This is a genomic window from Nocardia sp. NPDC059229, assembly GCF_042754165.1.
Classification (GTDB): Bacteria; Actinomycetota; Actinomycetes; order Mycobacteriales; family Mycobacteriaceae; genus Nocardia.
In genome coordinates this window covers 35,095-54,821 of sequence record NZ_JBHZAK010000007.1, presented here as the reverse complement: position 1 = coordinate 54,821, position 19,727 = coordinate 35,095, and the positions used below count along the sequence as shown (strand labels likewise).

Annotated in this window: 19 protein-coding genes; 7 read left to right on the top strand and 12 right to left on the bottom strand. The window is 69.0% G+C overall.

The window, feature by feature from the left end:
- Nucleotides 1–29 precede the first annotated feature (29 nt).
- Nucleotides 30–1,853, top strand: a complete 1,824-nt coding sequence (locus tag ACFXHE_RS17750) for an ABC transporter substrate-binding protein/permease (protein ID WP_379384276.1) — start codon at nucleotides 30–32, stop codon at nucleotides 1,851–1,853.
- Nucleotides 1,850–2,575 carry an amino acid ABC transporter ATP-binding protein gene (locus tag ACFXHE_RS17745; protein WP_379384274.1) on the top strand — a complete coding sequence of 242 codons (726 nt, stop codon included), beginning with the start codon at nucleotides 1,850–1,852 and terminating at the stop codon, nucleotides 2,573–2,575. The genes ACFXHE_RS17750 and ACFXHE_RS17745 overlap by 4 nt, the downstream gene beginning before the upstream one ends.
- A gap of 40 nt (nucleotides 2,576–2,615) precedes the next feature.
- Here the strand turns inward: ACFXHE_RS17745 and ACFXHE_RS17740 are convergent, their stop codons facing one another.
- Entirely contained in the window at nucleotides 2,616–3,326 is a 711-nt protein-coding gene (locus ACFXHE_RS17740; protein ID WP_379384745.1) for a glycoside hydrolase family 25 protein, read from the bottom strand.
- Between the two features lie 94 nt (nucleotides 3,327–3,420).
- Complete coding sequence (locus ACFXHE_RS17735; RefSeq protein WP_354841085.1) at nucleotides 3,421–4,761, bottom strand: glycogen debranching protein; 1,341 nt, start codon at nucleotides 4,759–4,761, stop codon at nucleotides 3,421–3,423.
- Nucleotides 4,762–4,915: 154 nt separating this feature from the next.
- Between ACFXHE_RS17735 and ACFXHE_RS17730 the strand changes: the two genes are divergently transcribed.
- The 3 genes from ACFXHE_RS17730 to ACFXHE_RS17720 all read left to right on the top strand — a co-directional run bounded on the left by ACFXHE_RS17730 (nucleotide 4,916) and on the right by ACFXHE_RS17720 (nucleotide 7,415).
- Nucleotides 4,916–5,620 carry an SDR family oxidoreductase gene (locus ACFXHE_RS17730; protein ID WP_379384272.1) on the top strand — a complete coding sequence of 235 codons (705 nt, stop codon included), beginning with the start codon at nucleotides 4,916–4,918 and terminating at the stop codon, nucleotides 5,618–5,620.
- A gap of 139 nt (nucleotides 5,621–5,759) precedes the next feature.
- The gene (locus ACFXHE_RS17725) at nucleotides 5,760–6,563 is read left to right on the top strand and encodes a polysaccharide deacetylase family protein (RefSeq protein ID WP_379384271.1); all 804 of its coding nucleotides are present in this window, start codon (nucleotides 5,760–5,762) and stop codon (nucleotides 6,561–6,563) included.
- Between the two features lie 57 nt (nucleotides 6,564–6,620).
- The gene (locus ACFXHE_RS17720; protein WP_379384269.1) at nucleotides 6,621–7,415 is read left to right on the top strand and encodes a polysaccharide deacetylase family protein; all 795 of its coding nucleotides are present in this window, start codon (nucleotides 6,621–6,623) and stop codon (nucleotides 7,413–7,415) included.
- Between the two features lie 62 nt (nucleotides 7,416–7,477).
- On the opposite strand, the gene leuS is transcribed toward ACFXHE_RS17720, so the two are convergent.
- Entirely contained in the window at nucleotides 7,478–10,351 is a 2,874-nt protein-coding gene (leuS, locus tag ACFXHE_RS17715; RefSeq protein WP_379384743.1) for a leucine--tRNA ligase, read from the bottom strand.
- A 101-nt stretch (nucleotides 10,352–10,452) separates the two neighbouring features.
- Between leuS and ACFXHE_RS17710 the strand changes: the two genes are divergently transcribed.
- On the top strand, nucleotides 10,453–10,857 hold the full coding sequence (locus tag ACFXHE_RS17710; RefSeq protein ID WP_379384267.1) for an SdpI family protein: 405 nt from the start codon (nucleotides 10,453–10,455) through the stop codon (nucleotides 10,855–10,857).
- A gap of 3 nt (nucleotides 10,858–10,860) precedes the next feature.
- Here the strand turns inward: ACFXHE_RS17710 and ACFXHE_RS17705 are convergent, their stop codons facing one another.
- Genes ACFXHE_RS17705 through ACFXHE_RS17685 form a run of 5 tightly spaced genes read right to left on the bottom strand, consistent with a single transcriptional unit; the run spans nucleotide 10,861 to nucleotide 13,954 of the window.
- Nucleotides 10,861–11,292, bottom strand: coding sequence for a GNAT family N-acetyltransferase (locus ACFXHE_RS17705; RefSeq protein WP_379384265.1), 432 nt, complete (start codon nucleotides 11,290–11,292; stop codon nucleotides 10,861–10,863).
- A 14-nt stretch (nucleotides 11,293–11,306) separates the two neighbouring features.
- Entirely contained in the window at nucleotides 11,307–11,729 is a 423-nt protein-coding gene (locus ACFXHE_RS17700) for a hypothetical protein (RefSeq protein WP_379384263.1), read from the bottom strand.
- Between the two features lie 7 nt (nucleotides 11,730–11,736).
- Nucleotides 11,737–12,087: a hypothetical protein gene (locus ACFXHE_RS17695; RefSeq protein ID WP_379384261.1), complete on the bottom strand. Its 351-nt coding sequence runs from the start codon at nucleotides 12,085–12,087 to the stop codon at nucleotides 11,737–11,739.
- Entirely contained in the window at nucleotides 12,084–12,992 is a 909-nt protein-coding gene (locus ACFXHE_RS17690; protein WP_379384259.1) for a DUF692 domain-containing protein, read from the bottom strand. Before ACFXHE_RS17690 ends, ACFXHE_RS17695 begins: the two co-directional genes overlap by 4 nt.
- Complete coding sequence (locus ACFXHE_RS17685; protein ID WP_379384257.1) at nucleotides 12,989–13,954, bottom strand: TIGR04222 domain-containing membrane protein; 966 nt, start codon at nucleotides 13,952–13,954, stop codon at nucleotides 12,989–12,991. The genes ACFXHE_RS17690 and ACFXHE_RS17685 overlap by 4 nt, the downstream gene beginning before the upstream one ends.
- 104 nt (nucleotides 13,955–14,058) lie before the next feature.
- Between ACFXHE_RS17685 and ACFXHE_RS17680 the strand changes: the two genes are divergently transcribed.
- Complete coding sequence (locus tag ACFXHE_RS17680) at nucleotides 14,059–15,027, top strand: bile acid:sodium symporter family protein (protein WP_379384256.1); 969 nt, start codon at nucleotides 14,059–14,061, stop codon at nucleotides 15,025–15,027.
- Here the strand turns inward: ACFXHE_RS17680 and ACFXHE_RS17675 are convergent.
- Genes ACFXHE_RS17675 through ACFXHE_RS17660 form a run of 4 tightly spaced genes read right to left on the bottom strand, consistent with a single transcriptional unit; the run spans nucleotide 14,981 to nucleotide 19,615 of the window.
- The gene (locus tag ACFXHE_RS17675) at nucleotides 14,981–16,180 is read right to left on the bottom strand and encodes an aminotransferase class I/II-fold pyridoxal phosphate-dependent enzyme (protein ID WP_379384254.1); all 1,200 of its coding nucleotides are present in this window, start codon (nucleotides 16,178–16,180) and stop codon (nucleotides 14,981–14,983) included. The two genes, ACFXHE_RS17680 and ACFXHE_RS17675, sit on opposite strands and share 47 nt — an antisense overlap.
- Nucleotides 16,177–17,220 (bottom strand): 3-oxoacyl-ACP synthase III family protein, encoded by a 1,044-nt coding sequence (locus tag ACFXHE_RS17670; RefSeq protein ID WP_379384253.1) that lies wholly within the window; start codon nucleotides 17,218–17,220, stop codon nucleotides 16,177–16,179. The genes ACFXHE_RS17675 and ACFXHE_RS17670 overlap by 4 nt, the downstream gene beginning before the upstream one ends.
- 10 nt (nucleotides 17,221–17,230) lie before the next feature.
- Nucleotides 17,231–17,908 (bottom strand): SRPBCC family protein, encoded by a 678-nt coding sequence (locus tag ACFXHE_RS17665; protein ID WP_379384251.1) that lies wholly within the window; start codon nucleotides 17,906–17,908, stop codon nucleotides 17,231–17,233.
- Between the two features lie 3 nt (nucleotides 17,909–17,911).
- Nucleotides 17,912–19,615 carry a thiamine pyrophosphate-binding protein gene (locus ACFXHE_RS17660; protein ID WP_379384249.1) on the bottom strand — a complete coding sequence of 568 codons (1,704 nt, stop codon included), beginning with the start codon at nucleotides 19,613–19,615 and terminating at the stop codon, nucleotides 17,912–17,914.
- Nucleotides 19,616–19,727 lie beyond the last annotated feature (112 nt).

Genomic DNA, 19,727 nt, shown 5'->3' with positions numbered 1-19,727 from the left:
GCAGACCACCCCCACTAGGGTGGTCTGCCATGGTTTCCTTGCGGCAGCGCCCAGATCGTCCCCCGCGCTTGCTGGCATTGGCAGGAGTTGTGCTGGTCGGTCTGCTCGGCATCGCGACGCTCGCGGGCAGTGCCGGTGCCGATGATCGCGATCTGTGTTCGCCGCCCGGCCAGGCCGCGGCCAGCGCCGCACCGACCAATCTGGCGTCCGGGCAGCAGAACGCGGGCGCGGACCGGTTCACCACCGCCACCACCGAGCCGACGGCCAAGATCGATATCAGCAAGCTGGGCCTGCTGACGCCCGGCAAGCTCAGCGTCGGCACCCTCTCCGACGCGCCGCCGAGCATCTGCGTCAACTCCAAGGGCGTGTTCACCGGCTTCGACAACGAGCTGCTGAAGGCCATCGGCGCGAAGCTCGGCCTGCAGGTGGAGTTCACCGGCACCGAGTTCGCCGGCCTGCTGGCCCAGGTCGCCAACGGCCGCTTCGACATCGGCTCCTCCAGCATCACCACCACCGACGCGCGGCGGCAGCTGGTCGACTTCACCAATGGCTACGACTTCGGTTACTTCTCGCTGGTGGTGCCGAACGGCAGTGCCATCAAGGGATTCGCGGATCTGCACCGCGGCAATCGGGTCGGCGTCGTGCAGGGCACCGTGCAGGACGAGTACGTCGTCAACGAACTGCACCTGGACCCGGTGAAGTTCCCCGACTACAACACCGCCTACGCGAATCTGAAGACCGGCCAGATCGACGCCTGGGTCGCGCCGTCGCAGCAGGCCATCGGCGCCATCAAGCCGGGTGACCCGACCTCGATCGTGCAGAACACCTTCAGCGTCAACAACTTCACCGCCTGGGCGGTGCGCAAGGGCAATCAGCCGCTCACCGACGCGCTCAATGCCGGGCTGGACGCGGTGATCGCCGACGGCACCTACGCCGAGCTGTACGAGGACTGGGTGCCGCGGGAGCTGCCGCCGGGCTGGAAGCCGGGCTCCAAAGCCGTTGCGGCGCCGCAGCTGCCGGACTTCGCCAAGATCGCGGCCGAGAACGCGGGCAACCGGCCCGACAACAGCACGGTGCAACCGAAATCCACGGTGCAGCAGCTGAAGGACACCTTCTTCGACTGGTCGCTGTACCGCAAGGCCTTCCCGGACCTGATCAAGACCGGTCTGCCCAATACCCTGATCCTGGCGCTGGTCTCGGGCCTGCTGGGCACCGTGCTCGGCATGCTGCTCGCGGTGGCGGGCATCTCCCGCACCCGCTGGTTGCGCTGGCCCGCACGGGTTTACACCGACATCTTCCGCGGCCTGCCCGCAGTGGTGATCATCCTGATCATCGGCCTGGGCGTGGGACCGGTGGTCAAGAACGTCACCGGCAACAATCCCTACTGGCTGGGCGCGATCGCACTGGCGCTGCTGGCCGCCGCCTACATCGGTGAGATCTTCCGCTCCGGCATCCAGTCGGTGGAAGCCGGGCAGCTGGAGGCCGCCCGCGCCATCGGTTTCGGCTACCGGCAGGCCATGACGCTGGTGGTGATCCCGCAGGGCGTGCGCCGGGTGCTGCCCGCGCTGATGAACCAGTTCATCGCGCTGATCAAGGATTCCTCGCTCATCTACTTCCTGGGCCTGCTGGCCACCCAGCGCGAACTGTTCGCGGTGGGCCGGGATCTCAACGCGCAGACCGGGAATCTGTCGCCGCTGGTGGCGGCGGGCCTGATGTACCTGCTGCTGACGGTGCCGCTCACCCGCCTGGTCAACTACATCGACAAGCGCATGCGCGAGGGCCGTCCCCAGGGCGGGCACGATCCCGCGGACCCGGTCGAACAGGCCGTCATCACGGAAGGGCGTGGAGCATGAGTGCCTCCCTCACCGGCACCGGCCTGCGATTGACGCTGGGCCGCAACGAGATTCTGCGCGGCGTGGACGTGCACGTGGATGCCGGCAAGACCACCACCGTGATCGGGCCGTCCGGCTCCGGCAAATCCACGCTGCTGCGGGTGCTCAACCGCCTGCACGAACCCGATTCCGGCGACATCCTGCTCGGCGGTCAGTCGGTGCTGGGCGAGAACCCGGACCGGCTACGGCAGCGGATCGGCATGGTGTTCCAGCACTTCAATCTGTTCCCGCACATGACGGTCGCGGACAATATCGCGCTCGGCCCGCGCAAACTGCACGGCCTGTCCAAGGAGCAGGCGCGCACGCTGGCGGTCCAGCAGCTGGAGGCGGTCGGTCTGGCCGGCAAGGCGGATGTGCGCCCGGCCAATCTGTCCGGCGGTCAGCAGCAGCGGGTGGCCATCGCGCGGGCGCTGGCCATGAAGCCGGACATCATGTTCTTCGACGAGGCCACCTCGGCCCTGGATCCCGAACTGGTCAAGGGCGTGCTCGCGCTCATGTCCGAGCTCGCCGGGGGCGGGATGTCCATGATCGTGGTGACGCACGAGATGAGCTTCGCCCGTTCGGTTTCCGACCAGGTGGTTTTCATGGATCACGGCCAGGTGGTCGAAACCGGCAAGCCCGAGGCGCTTTTCGAGAACGCCGAAACCACGCGGCTGCGCCAGTTCCTGTCGCAGGTGCTGTGAACGACGCCCGGGGCGGGGATCACCACGCCTGCGGGCGCGGCTAACTGCTGCCACTGAAGGGCATGTTCGCGAAGCGGGCGAAATCACCCTGGGCGCCGCTGTAGACATTGAGGTCCACGGCTCCGCCGATGCCGGGGATATTGCCCGAGCTGGTGGTCTGCCAGAACGTCCACGTCGGCCAGCCGCCCGGCACCTCGGGCTTGTCATTGCCCCGGTAGTCGGCGATCCACAGCGGGTAGTGGGTGAACTGATCGGTGTCGGCCATGGCCGTCTGCCAGAACCGGGGATAGGTGTAGATGATCGGCATGCGGCCGGTCAGGGCCCGGACCGTGTTGAGATAGCGGTGGGTCCAGTCGATGAGCGCGGCGGGCGGCAGTCCGCCGGAGTCCTCGAGGTCCAGCACCGGCGGTAGGTCGAGCATCCCGTTCTGGCCGAGCACCATCGTCGAGTAGAAGGCGGCCTGGGGTTCCGGCGGCAGGTTCGGGCGCGCGAAATGGTAAGTGCCGCGCGCGACTCCGGCCACCCGCATGGCCAGGCTGTCCTGCACGAAGAACGGGTTTACGTAGCTGAGGCCCTCGGTGGCCTTGAGCATGGAGAACTCGTATCCGGCTCCGCGCACCGCGAACCAGTTGATGCCCCCGCCTCCCGGGTGTTGCCAGGAGGCCACATCCGGGCCGTCGATATCGGCGGCGGCCACCCCCACCGGGGTTGCCATGAGGATGCTTGTAGCTGCGACTGTTAGCGCTCTCATCAGGCTGCGTCCGGTCATGCCCCGAAAGGCTAGGCCGATCGCCCGCTATGGCCGGGAAGGCAGGGCGGTGATGTTTGCCAATCGTTAACTCGAATCAGCCCAGCCAGTCCAGCACCGACGCGGCGGTCCAGGACTGCTGCATGCTGCCCAGCGGCTCGCCGGTGAAGGGCTCGTAGTACTCCGCGAAACTGCCGTCGCTGGCCTGCCGCAGCCCCTCGGCGCGCAGCATGAACGAGCGTTCCGCCCAGCCGCGGCGGGCGAAGACCCAGGAGAACAGCCAGCTGATCACCGGCCACACCGGCCCGCGCCAGTACTCGCGTGGGCGAAAGTCCCTGGACACCGGGGAGGTCGAGGGCGGCAGCGCGTAGCGCAGATCCGGATGCCCGCACCAGCGCGGGCCCTCGAACAGGCGCAGCAGCCGCCGTTCGGCATCGCGCGGCAGCCCGCCGCTGAGCAGCGGCGCGAAGAGGGCCAGGGTCTCGGTGTCGATCCACTGGTCCGCGCGCACATCGAAGTCGCGTGCCGCGCCGGTGCGGGCGTCGGTGGTGGCGACCACGCCCGCGCGAAAGTAGTCGGCCCACTCGTAGAGCTCGCGCACATCCGCGTGCGGCTGCTTGTAGTCCTCGCCGATATTGGCCAGCACATCACAGGCCAGCGCGAAGATGGCGGTCACGAACACGTCCTCGACCGCGAAGCTCATGGTCGAGGCCAGCTGGTAGTCGTCGTAGCCGGCCCGGCGCATCTGCTCGACCAGCCACAGGTAGCGGTCGTACTCGCGGTCCGAGGGCCGCTGCGTGGGATCGCCCACCACCTGGGTGTCGGCGCGCTCGTAGGGCGGCAGGTCCGGACCGGGAATCACGTTCTCGTAGGCGCGATCCCAGCGTGGTGAATTGTCCATGCCGGATTCCCAGCCGTGGTACAGCGTGATCCGGCCGTGCTGCTTGGGGTCACGGGCGTAGGCCAGCCAGCGGTGCCAGCGCATGAGATCGGGCCAGCGCCGGTTCAGGAAGTCCTCGGCGACCGCGCGGGTGCTGCGGCCGTGCCGGCGTGAGTGATCCAGAATCCGTTGCACCGCAATGGCATGCACGGGCGGCTGGGTGATGCCCGAGGTGTCCGGGCCGTCAGGGGCGTCGGCGGCCAGGCGGCGGCATTCCCAGCGCGCGGGTCCGGGGAAGTAGCCGTCCACGCCATTGGCGAAGACGATGTGCGGGATCATCCCGTTGCGCCACTGCGCCGAGAGCAGGGTGTCGAGTTCGAGCGCGGCGCGCTCCACGCTGAGCGGGGCCAGGCCGACCGCCACGAACGCCGCGTCCCAGCTCCACATGTGCGGATACAGCTTGGGCGCGGCGCTGGTCATGGTGCCCAGGTCATTGCCGCGCAGCAGGTAGGCGGCGCGGGCCGCGAGCTGGGTGGGCGTGAATCCCGGGTGTGTCATCGCCCTATTCTGCGCCCCCACCCGCAGGTATGCGCGATGGACGGGTGGGTCCTGATCGCCAGATTGCACTTCGTTCGCCTTCTCGTGGATCAGCTAGCGGTGGTGTGCCCGACCGGAGCATCGCAGGCCGAGGTAACGCGGTTACGGTCATCACATGGCGAATTCCGCGAAGTCCAGCACCGACCAGCCGACCGCGCTGATCACCGGAGCCAGCCGGGGGCTCGGCGCGGCAATTGCCCGCGAACTGGCGCCCACGCATCGGCTGCTGCTGGGCGCGCGCACGCCCCGGGCCCTGGAACCGATACTGCGTGAACTGCCCGGCAGCGCCGGATGGCCGGTGGATCTCACCGACTACGCCGCTGTAGCGCGCGCTGTGGCGGGCATCGAACGGCTGGATGTACTGGTGCACAATGCCGGAATCGCTGACCTGGGAACGATAGCCGATTCCTCGGTGGCGCAGTGGCGGAATACGTTGGAAGCCAACCTGATCGCGGTCGCGGAGTTGACCAGGGTGTTGCTGCCCGCGCTACGCGCCGTCAACGGCCATGTGGTGCTGATCAATTCGGGAGCCGGGCTGCGGGCCAATCCGGGCTGGGGCGTGTACGCGGCCAGCAAGTTCGGGCTGCGCGCCTTCGGCGACGCACTGCGCCTGGAGGAGCCCGCGCTGCGGGTGACCTCGGTGCATCCCGGGCGCATCGACACCGACATGCAGCGCGAGATCATCGAGGGGGAGGGCCGCGAGTACCGGCCGGGCGAATTCCTCAGGGCCGAAACGGTTGCCCGCGCCGTGCGGCAGGCCGTCGAGACCCCGCGTGACGCGCATCCCACCGAAATCGTGCTGCGCCCCATCCCACACTGAGAGCAGCCTTAAATTCCGTCCTGAATTTCGATCATTTCGCACAGAATTGGTGCTCAGTTCACGGCGCGTAGATATAACGGATAGGCCCTGCGAGGGAGGCGAGGCCGAGAAATATATATCTTCGGAGTGAACGACAGAGATGGATAGACGACAGCTGCTCGTGATGCTCGCCGCGGGCACTGCGGCGGCGCTGACCGGCTGCTCCGCGGAGTCCGGCCCCTCCCACAGGGTGACGCCACGCATCAGCGGACCCGCCGGAACGCCGTCGGCGGCACCGACTCCGAAGGCGCTCGCCGCGCCGCCGGCCGCGCAGAAATCCCGCATTCCCGCCGGGACGATTACCGGATTGCCCGGCACCGGCAATGATTTGGCACTCACCGTCGACGACGGCGCCGATCCGGCCGTGGTCGGCGCGTATATCAAATTCGCCAAGGACACCGGGGCGCGGTTCACCTTCTTCGTCACCGCGAATTACGACTCCTGGACCACGCACCGGGCCGAGCTGCGGCCGCTGGTGGACGCCGGGCAGATCCAGCTGGGCAATCACACCTGGGACCACCCGGATCTCACCAAATTGTCCGCCACCGAGGTGGCCACACAGCTCACCCAGGCAAAGACGTTCCTGCGCAACACCTTCGGCGTGGACGGGACTCCGTATTTCCGTCCTCCCTACGGCCGCCACAATGCTACGGTCGACAAGGTGGCAGCGGATCTCGGATACACCGTCCCCACCATGTGGTACGGCTCGCTGTCCGACTCCGGTGTCATTACCGAGGACTATCTGATCGAGTGTGCGCGAAAGTATTTCAACGCGCAGGCCATTGTCATCGGACATGCCAATCATCCCGCTGTGACGCACTGCTACGACCGTCTGGCCGAGATCATCCGGGAGCGCAACCTGTCCATGGTGACGCTCAACGATGTGCTGGTCTCGCCGACGTAGCCGGTTTTCGCTGGGGGAGCGGAAGTTTCAACCGTAGTGAATTGAATGAGGGTCGCAATGGACAGACGACGGCTGCTGACGATGCTGGCGGCGGGCACGGCCGCCACCCTGATGGGCACGGGCGAATCGCGCGCCGACTTCCCCTTCGACACCGGATCCGGCAGCGGAATCATTCCGCAGCTGCCCGGGATACCGCAGGTGACACCGGATTTCGGACCCAGGACGCCGATCGGGCCCGGCACCGTCACCGCGCTGCCGGGCGCCGGAAACCATATGGCGCTCACCATCGATGACGGCGCCAGTTCCGAAACCATCCGCGGCTTCATCGATTTCGCCCGGGACACCGGGGCTCGGCTGACCTTCTTCGTGACCGCCTACTATCCCGGCTGGCTCGACCATCGGGATGTACTGCGCCCCCTGGTCGACTCGGGTCAGGTGCAGCTCGGCAACCACACCTGGGACCACCCGGACCTGACCAAGCTGTCCGGCGGCGCCATCGCCGACCAGCTCGAGCGGTGCAAGGACTTCCTCTGGAACCAGTACGGCACCGACGGCACGCCCTACTACCGCCCGCCCTACGGCCACCACAACGGCAGCGTCGACGCCGTCGCCGCCGACTGCGGCTACACGGTCCCGACCATGTGGTACGGCACCCTGAACGACACCAATCCGGTGATCAACGACGGCATGCTCCTCGATGCCGCGCGCCAGTGGTTCCGGGCCCAGTCCATCGTCATCGGTCACGCCAACCGGCCGACGGTCACCCACCTCTACGACCAGCTCACCGACATTATCCGGGAACGCAGCCTGCAGCTGGTGACCCTCAACGACGTCCTGATCCCACCCCGGTAGGACTGTGTCGCACCTGCATTCGGCCCGGTGCGCGGTGCGCGCCGGGCCGAACGCCGGTCATCTCAGGCGACGATGTTCACCAGGCGGCCGGGCACCACGATGATCTTGCGCGGCGCCTTGCCGCCCAGCAGTTCCGCGATCTTCTCGTCCGCCAGCGCGGCGGCTTGGACCGCGGCCTGGTCGGCGTCGGCGGCGACGCTGACGCGGCTGCGGACCTTGCCGTTCACCTGGATCGGGTACTCGACCGAATCCGCCACCAGCAGTGCGGGATCCGCGACCGGGAAGGGGCCGTGGGCCAGGGCCGTGGTGTGGCCCAGGCGTTCCCACAGTTCCTCGGCCACGTGCGGGGACATCGGGGCCAGCATCAGGACCAGGGGTTCCACCAGCGCGCGGGGCGCGCCGTCGCCGTAGTTCTTGGTCAGGAAGTTGGTCAGCTCGATGAGCTTGGCGCCCGCGGTGTTGTCGCGCAGGTTGGCGTAGTCGTCGTCGACACCGGCAATGGTCTTGTGCAGCAGGCGCAGGGCCTCGGCCGACGGCTCGCCGTCGGTGACCTTCACCGCGCCGGTCTCCTCGTCCACCACCAGTCGCCACACGCGCTGCAGGAAGCGGTGCGCGCCCACGACATCCTTGGTGGCCCAGGGCCGTGAGGTGTCCAGCGGGCCCATTGCCATCTCGTAGAAGCGGAAGGTGTCGGCGCCGTACAGATCGCACATCTCGTCGGGGGAGATGGCGTTCTTCAGCGACTTGCCGATCTTGCCGTACTCCTGGAAGACCTCCTCCTCCACGCCGGAGGCATTGGTCCAGAAGAACTTTCCGTCCCGTTCCACGATCTCCGCGGCCGGCACGTAGGCGCCGCGCGCGTCGGTGTAGGCGTGGGCCTGGATGTAGCCCTGGTTGAACAGGCGGCGGTACGGCTCGGAGCCGGACACGTCACCCAGGTCGAAGAGCACCTTCTGCCAGAAGCGCGCGTACAGCAGGTGCAGCACCGCGTGCTCCACGCCGCCGACGTACAGGTCCACGCCGCCCGGATCCTTCGGGCCGTGCTCGGCCGTGCGCGGGCCCAGCCAGTACTGCTCGTTCTCGGGGGCGCAGAAGGTTTCGGTATTGGTCGGGTCCGCGTAGCGCAGCTGGTACCAGGAGCTGCCCGCCCAGTTGGGCATGACATTGGTATCGCGGCGGTACTTCTTGACGCCGGCGCCCAGGTCCAGTTCGACGTGCACCCAGTCGGTGGCCTTGGCCAGCGGCGGGGACGGCTCGGAGTCGGCGTCGTTCGCGTCGAAGGTGACCGGCGCGAAGTCGTCCATCTCCGGAAGACGCACCGGCAGCATGGATTCCGGCAGCGCGTGGGGCGCGCCGTCCTCGTCGTAGACGATGGGGAACGGCTCGCCCCAGTAGCGCTGACGTGCGAACAGCCAGTCGCGCAGCTTGTACTGGACGGTGCCCCGGCCGTGGCCGTTGGCCTCCAGTTCGGCGATCACCTTGGCCTTGGCGGACTCGATGTCCATGCCGTCGATGTAGCCGGAGTTCACCATGACACCGTCGCCGGCGTGGGCCCCCTCCGCGACATTGCCGCCCGCGACGACCTCGATGATGGGCAGGCCGAACGTGGTGGCGAAGTCCCAGTCGCGCGGGTCGTGGCCGGGGACGGCCATGATCGCGCCGGTGCCGTAGCCGCTCAGCACATAGTCGGCGATGAAGATCGGCACGCGCGCGCCGTTGACCGGGTTGGTGGCGTAGGTGCCCAGGAAGACGCCGGTCTTCTCCTTGTTCTCCTGCCGCTCCAGATCCGACTTGGCGGCGATCGACTTCCGGTAGGCCGCAACGGCTTCCACGGGGGTGTCGGCGTTGCCGAGGGTCCAGCGCGCGTCGGTGCCGGACGGCCAGGTGGCGGCGGTCAGCTTGTCGACCAGCTCGTGCTCGGGGGCCAGCACCACGTAGGTCGCGCCGAACAGGGTGTCGGGGCGGGTGGTGAAGACCTCGATCAGATCCGCGCCGGCCTCGAACTTGACCTGCGCGCCCCGCGAGCGGCCGATCCAGTTGCGCTGCATGGCCTTCACGTTCTCCGGCCAGTCCAGCTCGTCCAGGTCGTCGACCAGGCGATCGGAGTAGGCGGTGATGCGCATCATCCACTGCCACAGGCGCTTACGGAACACCGGGAAGTTGCCGCGCTCGGAGCGGCCGTCCGCGGTGACCTCCTCGTTGGACAGCACGGTGCCCAGGCCCGGGCACCAGTTGACCATCGAATCCGTCTGGTAGACCAGGCGATGGGAGTCGATGGCGGCATTGCGCTCGGACGGGGACAGCTCGTTCCAGGCGCGGCCCGCGACGGCTTCCCGCTTGCCGGCCTCGAATTCGGCGATCAGATCGGCGATCGGCCGGGCCTTGCCCAGGCCCGTGTCGTACCAGGCGTTGTAGATGCGGAGGAAGATCCACTGCGTCCACCGGTAGTACTCGGGATCGGTGGTCGCGAAGGTGCGGCGGCGGTCGTGGCCCAGGCCCAGGCGGTCCAGCTGCCGCTGCATGGTGGCGATATTCGCCATGGTGGTGTCGCGCGGGTGTGCGCCGGTCTGCACCGCGTACTGCTCGGCGGGCAGGCCGAAGGCGTCATAACCCAGGGCGTGCAGCACATTCCGGCCGTGCATGCGGTGGTAGCGGGCGAAGACATCGGTGGCGATGTAGCCCAGCGGGTGACCGACGTGCAGGCCCGCACCCGACGGGTACGGGAACATGTCCTGGATGAACAGCTTGTCGGCCGGGGTCTCGCCCTGCAGCGGACCGACCGGGTTGGGCGCGTAGAAGGTACCGCGCTGCTGCCAGTTGCCCTGCCACTTCTGTTCGATGCGGCCGGCGAGGTCGGCGTTGTAGCGGTGTGCGGGAACGTCGCCGCCCCCACCCGCGGTCGCGGTGGGTGTTTCGGATGCACGGGTGTCCTGCACGGTCCTGCCTTCTTTGTCCAGCCAATCCCCGATAAGGTCGCTCACCAGGGTAAAACGTAGCCTGACCCGAGCCCAAAAAGGGTAGGGGTAACGTTTACCGAGTGTTCGTCGTGGCGCTGATCCTCTTTGTCCTCGCGGTTGTGGCCGTGGTCACGGGCGTGCTCGGATTCACCGGGACGCTGCCGGGCAACCGGTATTTCGGGGTGCACTCCGAGGCCGCGGTGAAGACCGAGGAATCCTTCAAGCTGGCCAACCGGGTGGCCGCGCCGACCTCCGTGGTGGCGGGGCTGCTGCTCGCGGCCGCCGGTGCGGTCGCGCTGGTCGCCGGCGGCATCGCGGCCCTGGTCGTGGCGGTGGTTGCCGTGGTGATCGCGGTGTTCACCCTCGGTGCCGGTGCGGCCGCCGCCGAGAAGGCGCTCGCCACCGCGTTCCCGGAGGAGAAGGTCGGCGGCTGCGGCAGTGCCTGCGGCGCCTGCTCGCTGCGGGACGCCTGCGAGCCCGCCTAGGCCTCAGTTCGCCAGCGACCTGCGCATCCAGATGTGCGGGATGCCTGCGTCCATGCCGATCTCGCCGTACGCCTCGTACCCGAGCTTCTCGTAGAAGCCCCGCGCGTGGGTCTGCGAATGCAGTTCGACCGCGCCCAGGCCGCGTTCGCGCACCCGCTCCTCGATGGCCCGCACCAGCGCCACGCCGAGCCCGCTGCCGCGCGTGTCGGCCAGCACCGCCAGCCGCCCGAGCACCCCGACACCGTCCCGCACGATCAACCGCCCGGCCCCGGCCGGCCTGCCGTCCAGCCGGGCCAGGAAATGGTCGGCCGTCTCGTCGAGTTCGTCGATCTCGATGTCCGCGGGCACGCCCTGCTCGTCCACGAAGACCTTCATGCGCACCGCGTAGGCGTCCGCTAGTTCCTGCTCGGTGCTGACGGTGACGACTTCGATCATGGGCCCAGCTTGCCTCAATGATCCGGATCACTTGCCGAGGGTTCGCCCGCGCACGCGGGCGGCGGGATGCTGCGCGCGAGCGGGCTCCCCTTCGGATTCACGTACAAGACGGTCAGTTTCACCGGTCGCGGCCCGCTGTTGCGGGCCAGGTGCGCGTGCCCGGGACCGCTCGGCTCCCGGAAGACCCGCCACGGCCGGATGGTGACCGGGGCGCAATCGGCCTTCGGATGATCCAGCGCACCGCCGGTGACCAGCACGAACAGGGTCCCGTCGTGGTAGTGCCACCCGGACTGCCCGCCGGGCGCGAGGACCGTCTGCCGCAGCACGAGATCCCAGCGCGCCAGCCCGAATCGAAGCAGGATCCGGCTGGCCGTCCGGGTTGCCGGAGCCGGGTTCGGCCGGTAGCCGTGCTGTGGATCGCGCGTGAGAAAGGCCACCCACGCATCATCGTCCACGGCGGCCGGGCCACCGTGGCCGCCTGCCGGGTTGCGGCCGCGGATCGGGTAGTCCGAGGTCGCGGGCGAAGGCGGCGGCGTCCTCGGTGGTGGTGGTCTTCGGCCGGGTGCGCGCCCAGTCCAGGTAGCGGGCCCGGAAGTCGGGTCCGGCGGCCTGCGCCAGGCGCGGGAACCGCCGCGCCACCTCCTCCGCCCGCTTGTGCAGCAGGCCGTGCGCGGTGGCGGCGAGATCGTCCGTGTCGAAACCGGGCGGCGGCTGCGCGCCGGCGACCAGCGCGCACACCACGGCCGCCTGCTGCTCGGCGAGTGTCCCTGCCGTCCGGGCCGATTCGATGGTCATGCCGGGATCGACTCCGGGCGCAGGGTGATGGGCGGGCGGCCGGAGGCGGTGGCGATGGCGTTCAGTTCGGCGGTGAGTTCGGCTGCGGGCGGGTAGTTTCCGTCGCGTTCCAGCATGAGGGGGACGGCGCGGCCGGCCGTGAACTCGGCGACCAGCGCCAGCACCTCGGCGGGGACGGGATGGACATGGGTGTCGATATAGCGGCCGCCGGACTCGTGGCCGCCCGCGATATGGCAGTAGGCCACCCGCTCGGCGGGCAGGCGCAACAGCTCCGTGAGCGGATCACGTGACGTATTGCGGGCATTGGCATAGACATTCGCGATGTCGAGCAGGAGATGGACGCCGGTGCGCTCGACGAGCTCCTGCAGGAATTCCGCCTCGGTGTACTCGGCGTGCGGCCATTCGAACAGCGCCGCGATGTTCTCCACCGCCAGCGGCACATCCAACTGCCGGCTCGCACGAAAGATATTGCGCTCCAGGGCGTCGAGCGCCTCGCGGGTGCGTGGCACCGGCAGCAGGTGCCCGGCCTCCAGGCCGCCCGCGCGCACGAAGGCGATGTGCTCGCTCACCAGCGGCGAACCCAGGGATCGCGCGCAGTCGGCGAGATGGGCGACCCGCCGGTCGTCCACCGCCTCCGCACCGCCCAGCGACAGCGAAATACCATGCGGCACCGCGGGAATGCCCCGGGCCACCAGCGCGGCCAGCTCCTCGGGCACGTCGACACTGGGACGGGAGCCGCGACCGCGCCGGAGGAACGCGCCGGCCCGGCCGCCGGAATCCCTGGGCGCCAGCGTTTCCGCGATGACCTCGCAGAATCCGATGCCCTCCAGCGCCGCCACCAGACCGCAGATCTCGCGCCGCCAGCCGATGCCCAGCGACCCCTCGGGAAGCGGTGAACCGGTCATCCCCCGCAGCCTCCTCCGCAGCTGCTGCCGCAACTGCTACTGCTGCCGCAACTGCTACTGCTGCCGCAACTACTGCCGCTGCTGCAACTGCTACTGCTGCAGGTGCTTCCGCTGTCGCTGCCGCAGGAGCTGCCGTCACTCCCGCCACCGCCGCCACCTGCGACCACGCTGGCTGCCCCCGCGAGCGCCGGGTCGAGGGTCCACAGCACCAGCCCGCCGTAGAGCGCGACGGCGAGCGCGGCACTGTCGGGTCCGTAGGCGGAATAGGCGGGCGAGTTGGCGGGCCGCAGGTGCCGGTTGCCGGCCTGGGCGGCGGCGAGGGCGTCGCGGCCGCGCTGTGTCAGGCGTGGCGGCCGGCCCACCGCGACGGTGAGGACCGCCAGCACGATCATGGCGAACACGAGGAAGCCGACCGCATGATGGGTGGCCGCGCCCGCGATCAGCCGGACCAGTCCGAGCACGAGCAAAACGAAGAGCGGAAACCGCGCTGTCCGCAGGGATTTTCGCTGCTTCTCGCCGAACAGATAGCCGCGCTCGGTGAGGTCGCCGCGCATCGCCGTCGACACCCCGGCGGTTCCCACGAGCATGCCGGGCATGCGCGCCTGCCCGGATCTGTGCAGGTGCGCATGCAGCGCGCGGGAGATCGGATCCAGCCGCTGTTCCTCGGCGGCGGTCAGCGGCCGGACCGGCGCGCCGGCGGAGTCGATGATCTGATGGCCGCGCAATTGCGCCAGCCCGGCCAGCACCGGACGCCGGTCGTCGACCAGCATGGCGGTTTCGCTGGGGCGCAGCGGCCCGGCCGATGGCCAGGCCGGGTCGACCGCGCGCATCACCGCCGCGCGCCGTGCGTAGCCGAAGGCGATGGCCGAAAGGCCGGCGAGGACATAGAACAGGAGGAAGGCCGGGCCGGATATCCCCCACGTATCGGTTGCGGCCGCGGCCGCGTCGGTCCGAAGGACCATGGCGATTCCACCTCGGGAGTCGTCGTGACTGTCGATCACCACCAGTATCGCGGCAGCGCGGGTGCTGTGTTATCCCAAAGAAGCATGGTGTTTAGCCTGTTTCGGTGCGATTTCTCAGCAAGTTCTACGTAGACGGGTTCATCCTGTCGATCCTTGCGATGGTCGTCCTCGCCAGTATCTTCCCGGCTCGGGGCGAGGCGGCCGAGGTCGTGAGCTGGCTGACGAAGATCGCCATCGGATTTCTGTTCCTGCTCTACGGCGCGCGCCTGGCGCCGCAGGAGGCGATCGCGGGCCTCAAGCACTGGCGACTGCACCTGACCGTACTGGTTTGCACCTTCGTGCTGTTCCCCGTGATCGGTCTCGCCGCCCGGGTGCTGGTGCCGCACGTGCTGACCAGTGATCTCTACACCGGTGTGCTGTTCCTGTGCCTGGTGCCGTCCACGGTGCAGTCCTCGATCGCCTTCACCTCCATCGCCAAAGGCAATGTGGCGGGCGCGATCGTGAGCGCCACGGTGTCGAACCTGCTGGGCGTCTTCCTGACTCCCGCACTCGTGATCCTGCTGATGAACACCACCGGGCAGGCGAGCGTGGACCCGTCCGCGGTGGTGGACATCGTGCTGCAGCTACTGGTGCCGTTCTTCCTGGGCCAGCTGATCCGGCCGAAGGTCAAGGGTTTCCTCGCCCGCTACGCCGAGCCCACCAAGCTGGTGGATCGCGGGTCCATCCTGCTGGTGGTCTACAGCGCCTTCAGCGCGGGCATGGTCGAGGGCATCTGGCATGCCATGTCGCCGTGGCGGATTCTGCTGCTGGCCGTGGTGTGCTGCGCGATTCTGGCCATCGTGCTGGTGGCGACCGGATTCCTCGGCGAGGCGGTGCGATTCGATCGCGCCGACCGGATCGTGGTGGTGTTCTGCGGATCCAAGAAGAGCCTGGCCACCGGGCTGCCCATGGCGACGGTGCTGTTCGCGGGGCATTCGGTGGGACTGGTCGTGTTGCCGCTCATGATGTTCCACCAGATTCAGCTGATCACGTGTGCCGCCCTCGCGCAGCGGTGGGCTCGTAGCGCGCCGTGAGCGAGAGCAGCCGGCTGTCGTCGCGCCGCAGCGAGCGGGTGCCCGCCGAGGGCCGAGCGGCCAGCGCGTGCAGCACGGCCCGGTCCGAACCCGGATCGCCCACCGCGATGCGGGCGCTCCCGTCCGGGTAGCGCTTGGCCACGATCCCGGCACGCGCCAGCGCGGGCGCGATATCGCGGCCGGGCAGGTACAGGAAGTTGGCGCTGCTGCGCGGCACCCGGATGCCGCCGCGCCGCAGTTCGGTGCGCAGTAGTTCGCGCTCGGTGGTGATGCGCAGAATCCGTTCGCCCAGTTCGGCTTCCGCGGCATAGGACGCGCGCACCGCGGCGACCGCGAGGGCCGGCACCCCGAATGGCAGTTGCAGCCGATGCACCCGGTGCACCAGTTCCGCCGCACCGAACGCGTAGCCGATGCGCAGCCCGGCCAGTCCGTACGCCTTGGAGAAGGTGCGCAGCACCAGCACATTGGGATGCCGGTCGACCAGCTCGACGGCGTCGAGAGAGTCGCTCGCGCCGAGGAATTCGACGTACGCCTCGTCCAGTATCACCGGCACGCGGGGCGGGACGGAACACAGGAACGCCTTCACTTCGCTGGCCGGGATCACCGTTCCGGTCGGATTGTGCGGACGGCACACCGCGATCAGCCCGGTGCGCTCGTTCACCGCGCGGGCCATGGCCCACAGGTCCTGGCGGCCGTGGCCGTCCAGCGGCACCGGCGCCGGCCGCAGCCCGGTCATGGTCGCCATGATCGGGTAGCCGTCGAAGGTCGGTGTGGCGTAGACGAATTCGGTTCCGGCGCGGGGGAGGGTCTGCATGATCTGCATGGCCACCCCGGTCGCGCCGGAACCCACCACCACCTGGTCGGCCGAGAGGCCGAGGTGGTCGGCGATCAGCCGCGGCAGCCGCCGGGGCAGGAATTCCGGATACCGGTTCGCCTTGCCGAGGCAGTCGTCGAGCGCGGCGACCACCGAAGGCAGTGGCGGAAAGGGGTTTTCGCTCAGGCTCAGGTCGTAGCGGATGGTGTCCGCGCCGTGCGGGTCGACGGTGGCGGGATAGCCCGCCACCTCGGAACCGCGCAATCCCGTCGGCCAGGACACCGGCGCCACGATCCGTGCCGCGGGCCGCCTGTGCTCCCCCGCACCGGGGCGGGTCATCGGGCCGCGCCCCAGCGGACGGCCGCCGCCCCCGCGAAGTCCCCGGCGTGCGCGAACGCCGCCATCAGCACCACCGAGCCGTTGCGCAGCCGCCCGGCCCGGTTCTCGGCGTCCAGGGTCACGGGAATGCCTGCGGCGAACAGGTTTCCGCAGCTGTCGAAGGTGTCCGGGTGCCGTTCGGGCGGCAGTTCCATCGCCTCGTTCCAATTGCGCAGGAACAGCCGGTTGGGCTGGTTGGTGACGAAGGTGTCGATATCGCGGGACTTCACCCCGATGCGCCGGCACACCGCGTGCGCCACCTCGGGCACCAGCCGGTTGCCGCGCGTCATCACCTTGGCCACCTTGGATTCGGTGAAGGTGACGCAGCCCTGGCCCTCGCCCGGCTCCCAGTACTTGCGTTCGCCGTTGGTGCTGAACTCCATGTCGCCCGCGAACTCCGGATAGGTGCGGCACTCGATATCGAGGATCGGCGCGGAGCTGTTCTTCACGAGCAGCCCGACCCCGCACCCGTCGCCGGGGACGGGGGCCTGCGCGAGCCCGCGGATATCGGGCTGGGTGAACACCGGGCCCGCGCAGTTCTGGGTGCAGGCGATGAGCGCGGTGCGCGCGTCGGTCGTCTGCAGGATCATGCGGGCCATCCACATCATGTGGACGAAGGCCGCGCAGCCGCCGTTGTGGATGTCGAACACCCAGCGCGGCTTCATATTCAGCCGGCGCGCCACCTCCGGCCCGGCGCCCAGCACCGGATTGTCGGGCAGCTGGGTGTGGGTGAGCAGGATGTCGACATTCGAGATCTCCTGTGCCCCATGGCGTTCGATCAGGGGTGCGACGGCTCGCTCCACCATGTCCACGGCGGTCTCGTCGCGGCCGATGTGATGGCGTCCCCTGGGGGCCCGGAACATGACGTTCTTGGCCATCCGGTCCGAGCGGGAGAACTGGGTGAAGTACTCGGTGCCGACCGGGTCACCGGGCAGGTAACCGGCGACATCGACCAGGCTGACTGGCGGCGCCATCCGGAGGGCGGGGTCGGTGAAGTCCATGGCGCTCAGCTCACTTCTCTTCCGAGGGATTCAGCATCCAGTCGGGCTTGATGGGCAGCCCGTGCGAGGCGCGGTATTCCGCGATGGCCCTGAGATTGTCGAGCTCCAATTGGTGCCCGGCGGAGAACATCTCCCAGAAATCGCCCACCCACACCTTGCGCTTGTCCGGCGCGGTGTCCTGGTAGGGGTTCCTGTCATAGAACGGGTGGTGGCAGTTCGTCCACAGCACCACCGAACCGGGCTTGTCGAACACCACCTGGGCGTCGATCACCCGCATCAGGTAGACCATCCACAGGTGGTCGCTCTGGTCCCAGGCGCAGTGGTAGTCCACCGTCATGGCGTCGGGATTGGCGACGGTGCGGGTGTAGATCGTGGTGCTGTCGCCCAGCCGATCGTGCGACACCCACAGCCCGGGCTCCTCGGTCTCGGTGAATCCGCGCAGGCTGTAGGTCCATTCCTCCAGGCACCGGGTATCGGCGAGGTACTCGTACAGCTCTCGCGGCGGGGCCGCGATGAACCCCTGGACCGGGCAGAAGTCGCCGAAGATCTGGTCGTGCGGATACACCGATCGCAGCATGTCCAGGATGATCGGGGTGGTGGCCTCGCGATCGGAATTCTCGATACGCAGCAGGCCGGGCAGGACGGCTTCCGGAATGTCACTGAGGGCGGGCAGGGCACTGGTGGTCACGGGTTACCTCCTGGGTGGCGTCAGGAACGGTGTGAACGGCGGGATTTCGTCGGGATCGCAGTCGATCGCGACGAACGACGGTCCCGGGCGGTCGGCGCAGTGCCGCAGTGCCGCGGCGAGCTCGGCCCGGTTCTCCGGTGCATGGGTGCACAGATCCGGGAACATGGCGGCCATCCCCGCGCCCGGATACGCGGGACGAAACCTGTTGAAGCTGTAGCGATCCCCGTAGTACAGCTGCTCACGCGTGACGCACATGGCGTGCGCGTTGTTGTTGAGGACGATGAAGGTGATCGGCAGCCGGTGTTCGACCGCGGTGTGAATCTCCATGCCGTGCATGAAGAATGCTCCGTCGCCCGCGATCACGTAGGTGCGCCGCTGCCCGCCGTCCGGGCGCCGGTGCCGGGCGAAGGCCGAGCCGATCCCGGCCCCGAAGGCATAGCCCATGCCGCCCATGCCGAGCGCCACCGTGAAGCGCCCGTGCCGCGGCAGCCGCAGGTGGTGCACCACGGCCGCACCGGTATTGCCGGCGTCGGCGAAGACGTCCGAACCCGCGGGCAGCGCGCTGTTGATGGTCTCCACCACCTCGTGATAGCGCAGCCCGGGACCGTCGGAGGGCGGCACGGGCAGCGGGGTCAGGCTGGGCTCGCCGGACGGGTGCGGGCGCAGCGGGATGATCCGCGCCCCGGTTTCGCCGTCGCCGGAATCCAATTCGCCGATCAGCTCGGCGAGGGTCTCGGCCAGGTCGTTGCTGTGCGCGTGCCCGGCGGGCAGGAACGGCGGCAGCGCGCCGATGCTGGCCAGCGGCACCGCCGCGAGCGCGTCCTCCATCCCGGCCCGGGCGGTGACCGGCATGCGGGTCCCGATCAGCAGGCACAGCTCCGCGCCGCGCAGGGCGTCGAGCAGCTCGGGATTGCCCATGCTGCCCGCGACGCCGTAGCAGCCGGGGTCCGCGTGGTGGTAGACGTCCTTGGCGTCGGGCGCGACCCCGACGGCGGCATCCACGGCGGCGGCGAAGGCGGCGAGCTCGCGGCGGGCGTCGTCGCGGGCCACCTGGTCCCCGGCGATGATCACGATCTTGCCGACCGCCCGGGCGCCGCGCACGGTGTGCAGCACCCGCCGCAGGTTCGCGATGTCGCGGCGGTAGGGGCGCGCGGGCGGCACGAAATCCGGGGCGACCAGGTCGGCCTGCTGAATGTCCTTGGGCAGCAACAGCACCGCGGGCCCGCCCCGGCGGGCGGCGGAGACCGCGCGGGCGAGGTGAGCGGGCAGGTCGGCGGGGGCCTCGACGCGGGCACAGTAGTGCGAGATCGGCGTGTAGAGCGCGACCGCGTCGAAGGCGCCGGCCTGCCCACTCGTGTCCTGGAACGCGCCCTTGCCCTCCAGGACGGTCGGGGGCTGCCCGATCAGCGCGAGCACCGGCACCCGGGAGGCGAACGATTCGGCCAGCCCGGCGACGAGGTTCAAGGCGCCGCCGCCGGAGGTCGCGCACACGACACCGAGGCCGGAGGTCGAACGCGCATACCCGTCGGCCATGGTGGCCGCGCCGAACTCGTGCTTGGCCACCACGGCGGTGATCAGATCCCGATGATCGAAAGCCGCGTCGTAGAGGTCTTCGATATTTGCTCCGTCGACGCCGAACAGGTGCCGTACGCCCAACGCCGATACCGTCCTGACCAGCTGGTCAGCGACCCGTGTGCCGCTATGCATGGGCGCGTCCTTTCCGGTGGCAGCCACCGGTGCCCGAGTGCCTTCAACCGGGATACGGATGCGAGTCGTCAGGGGTTCAATCACCGCGTTTCGCGACAGGCCTTGCTGTGTA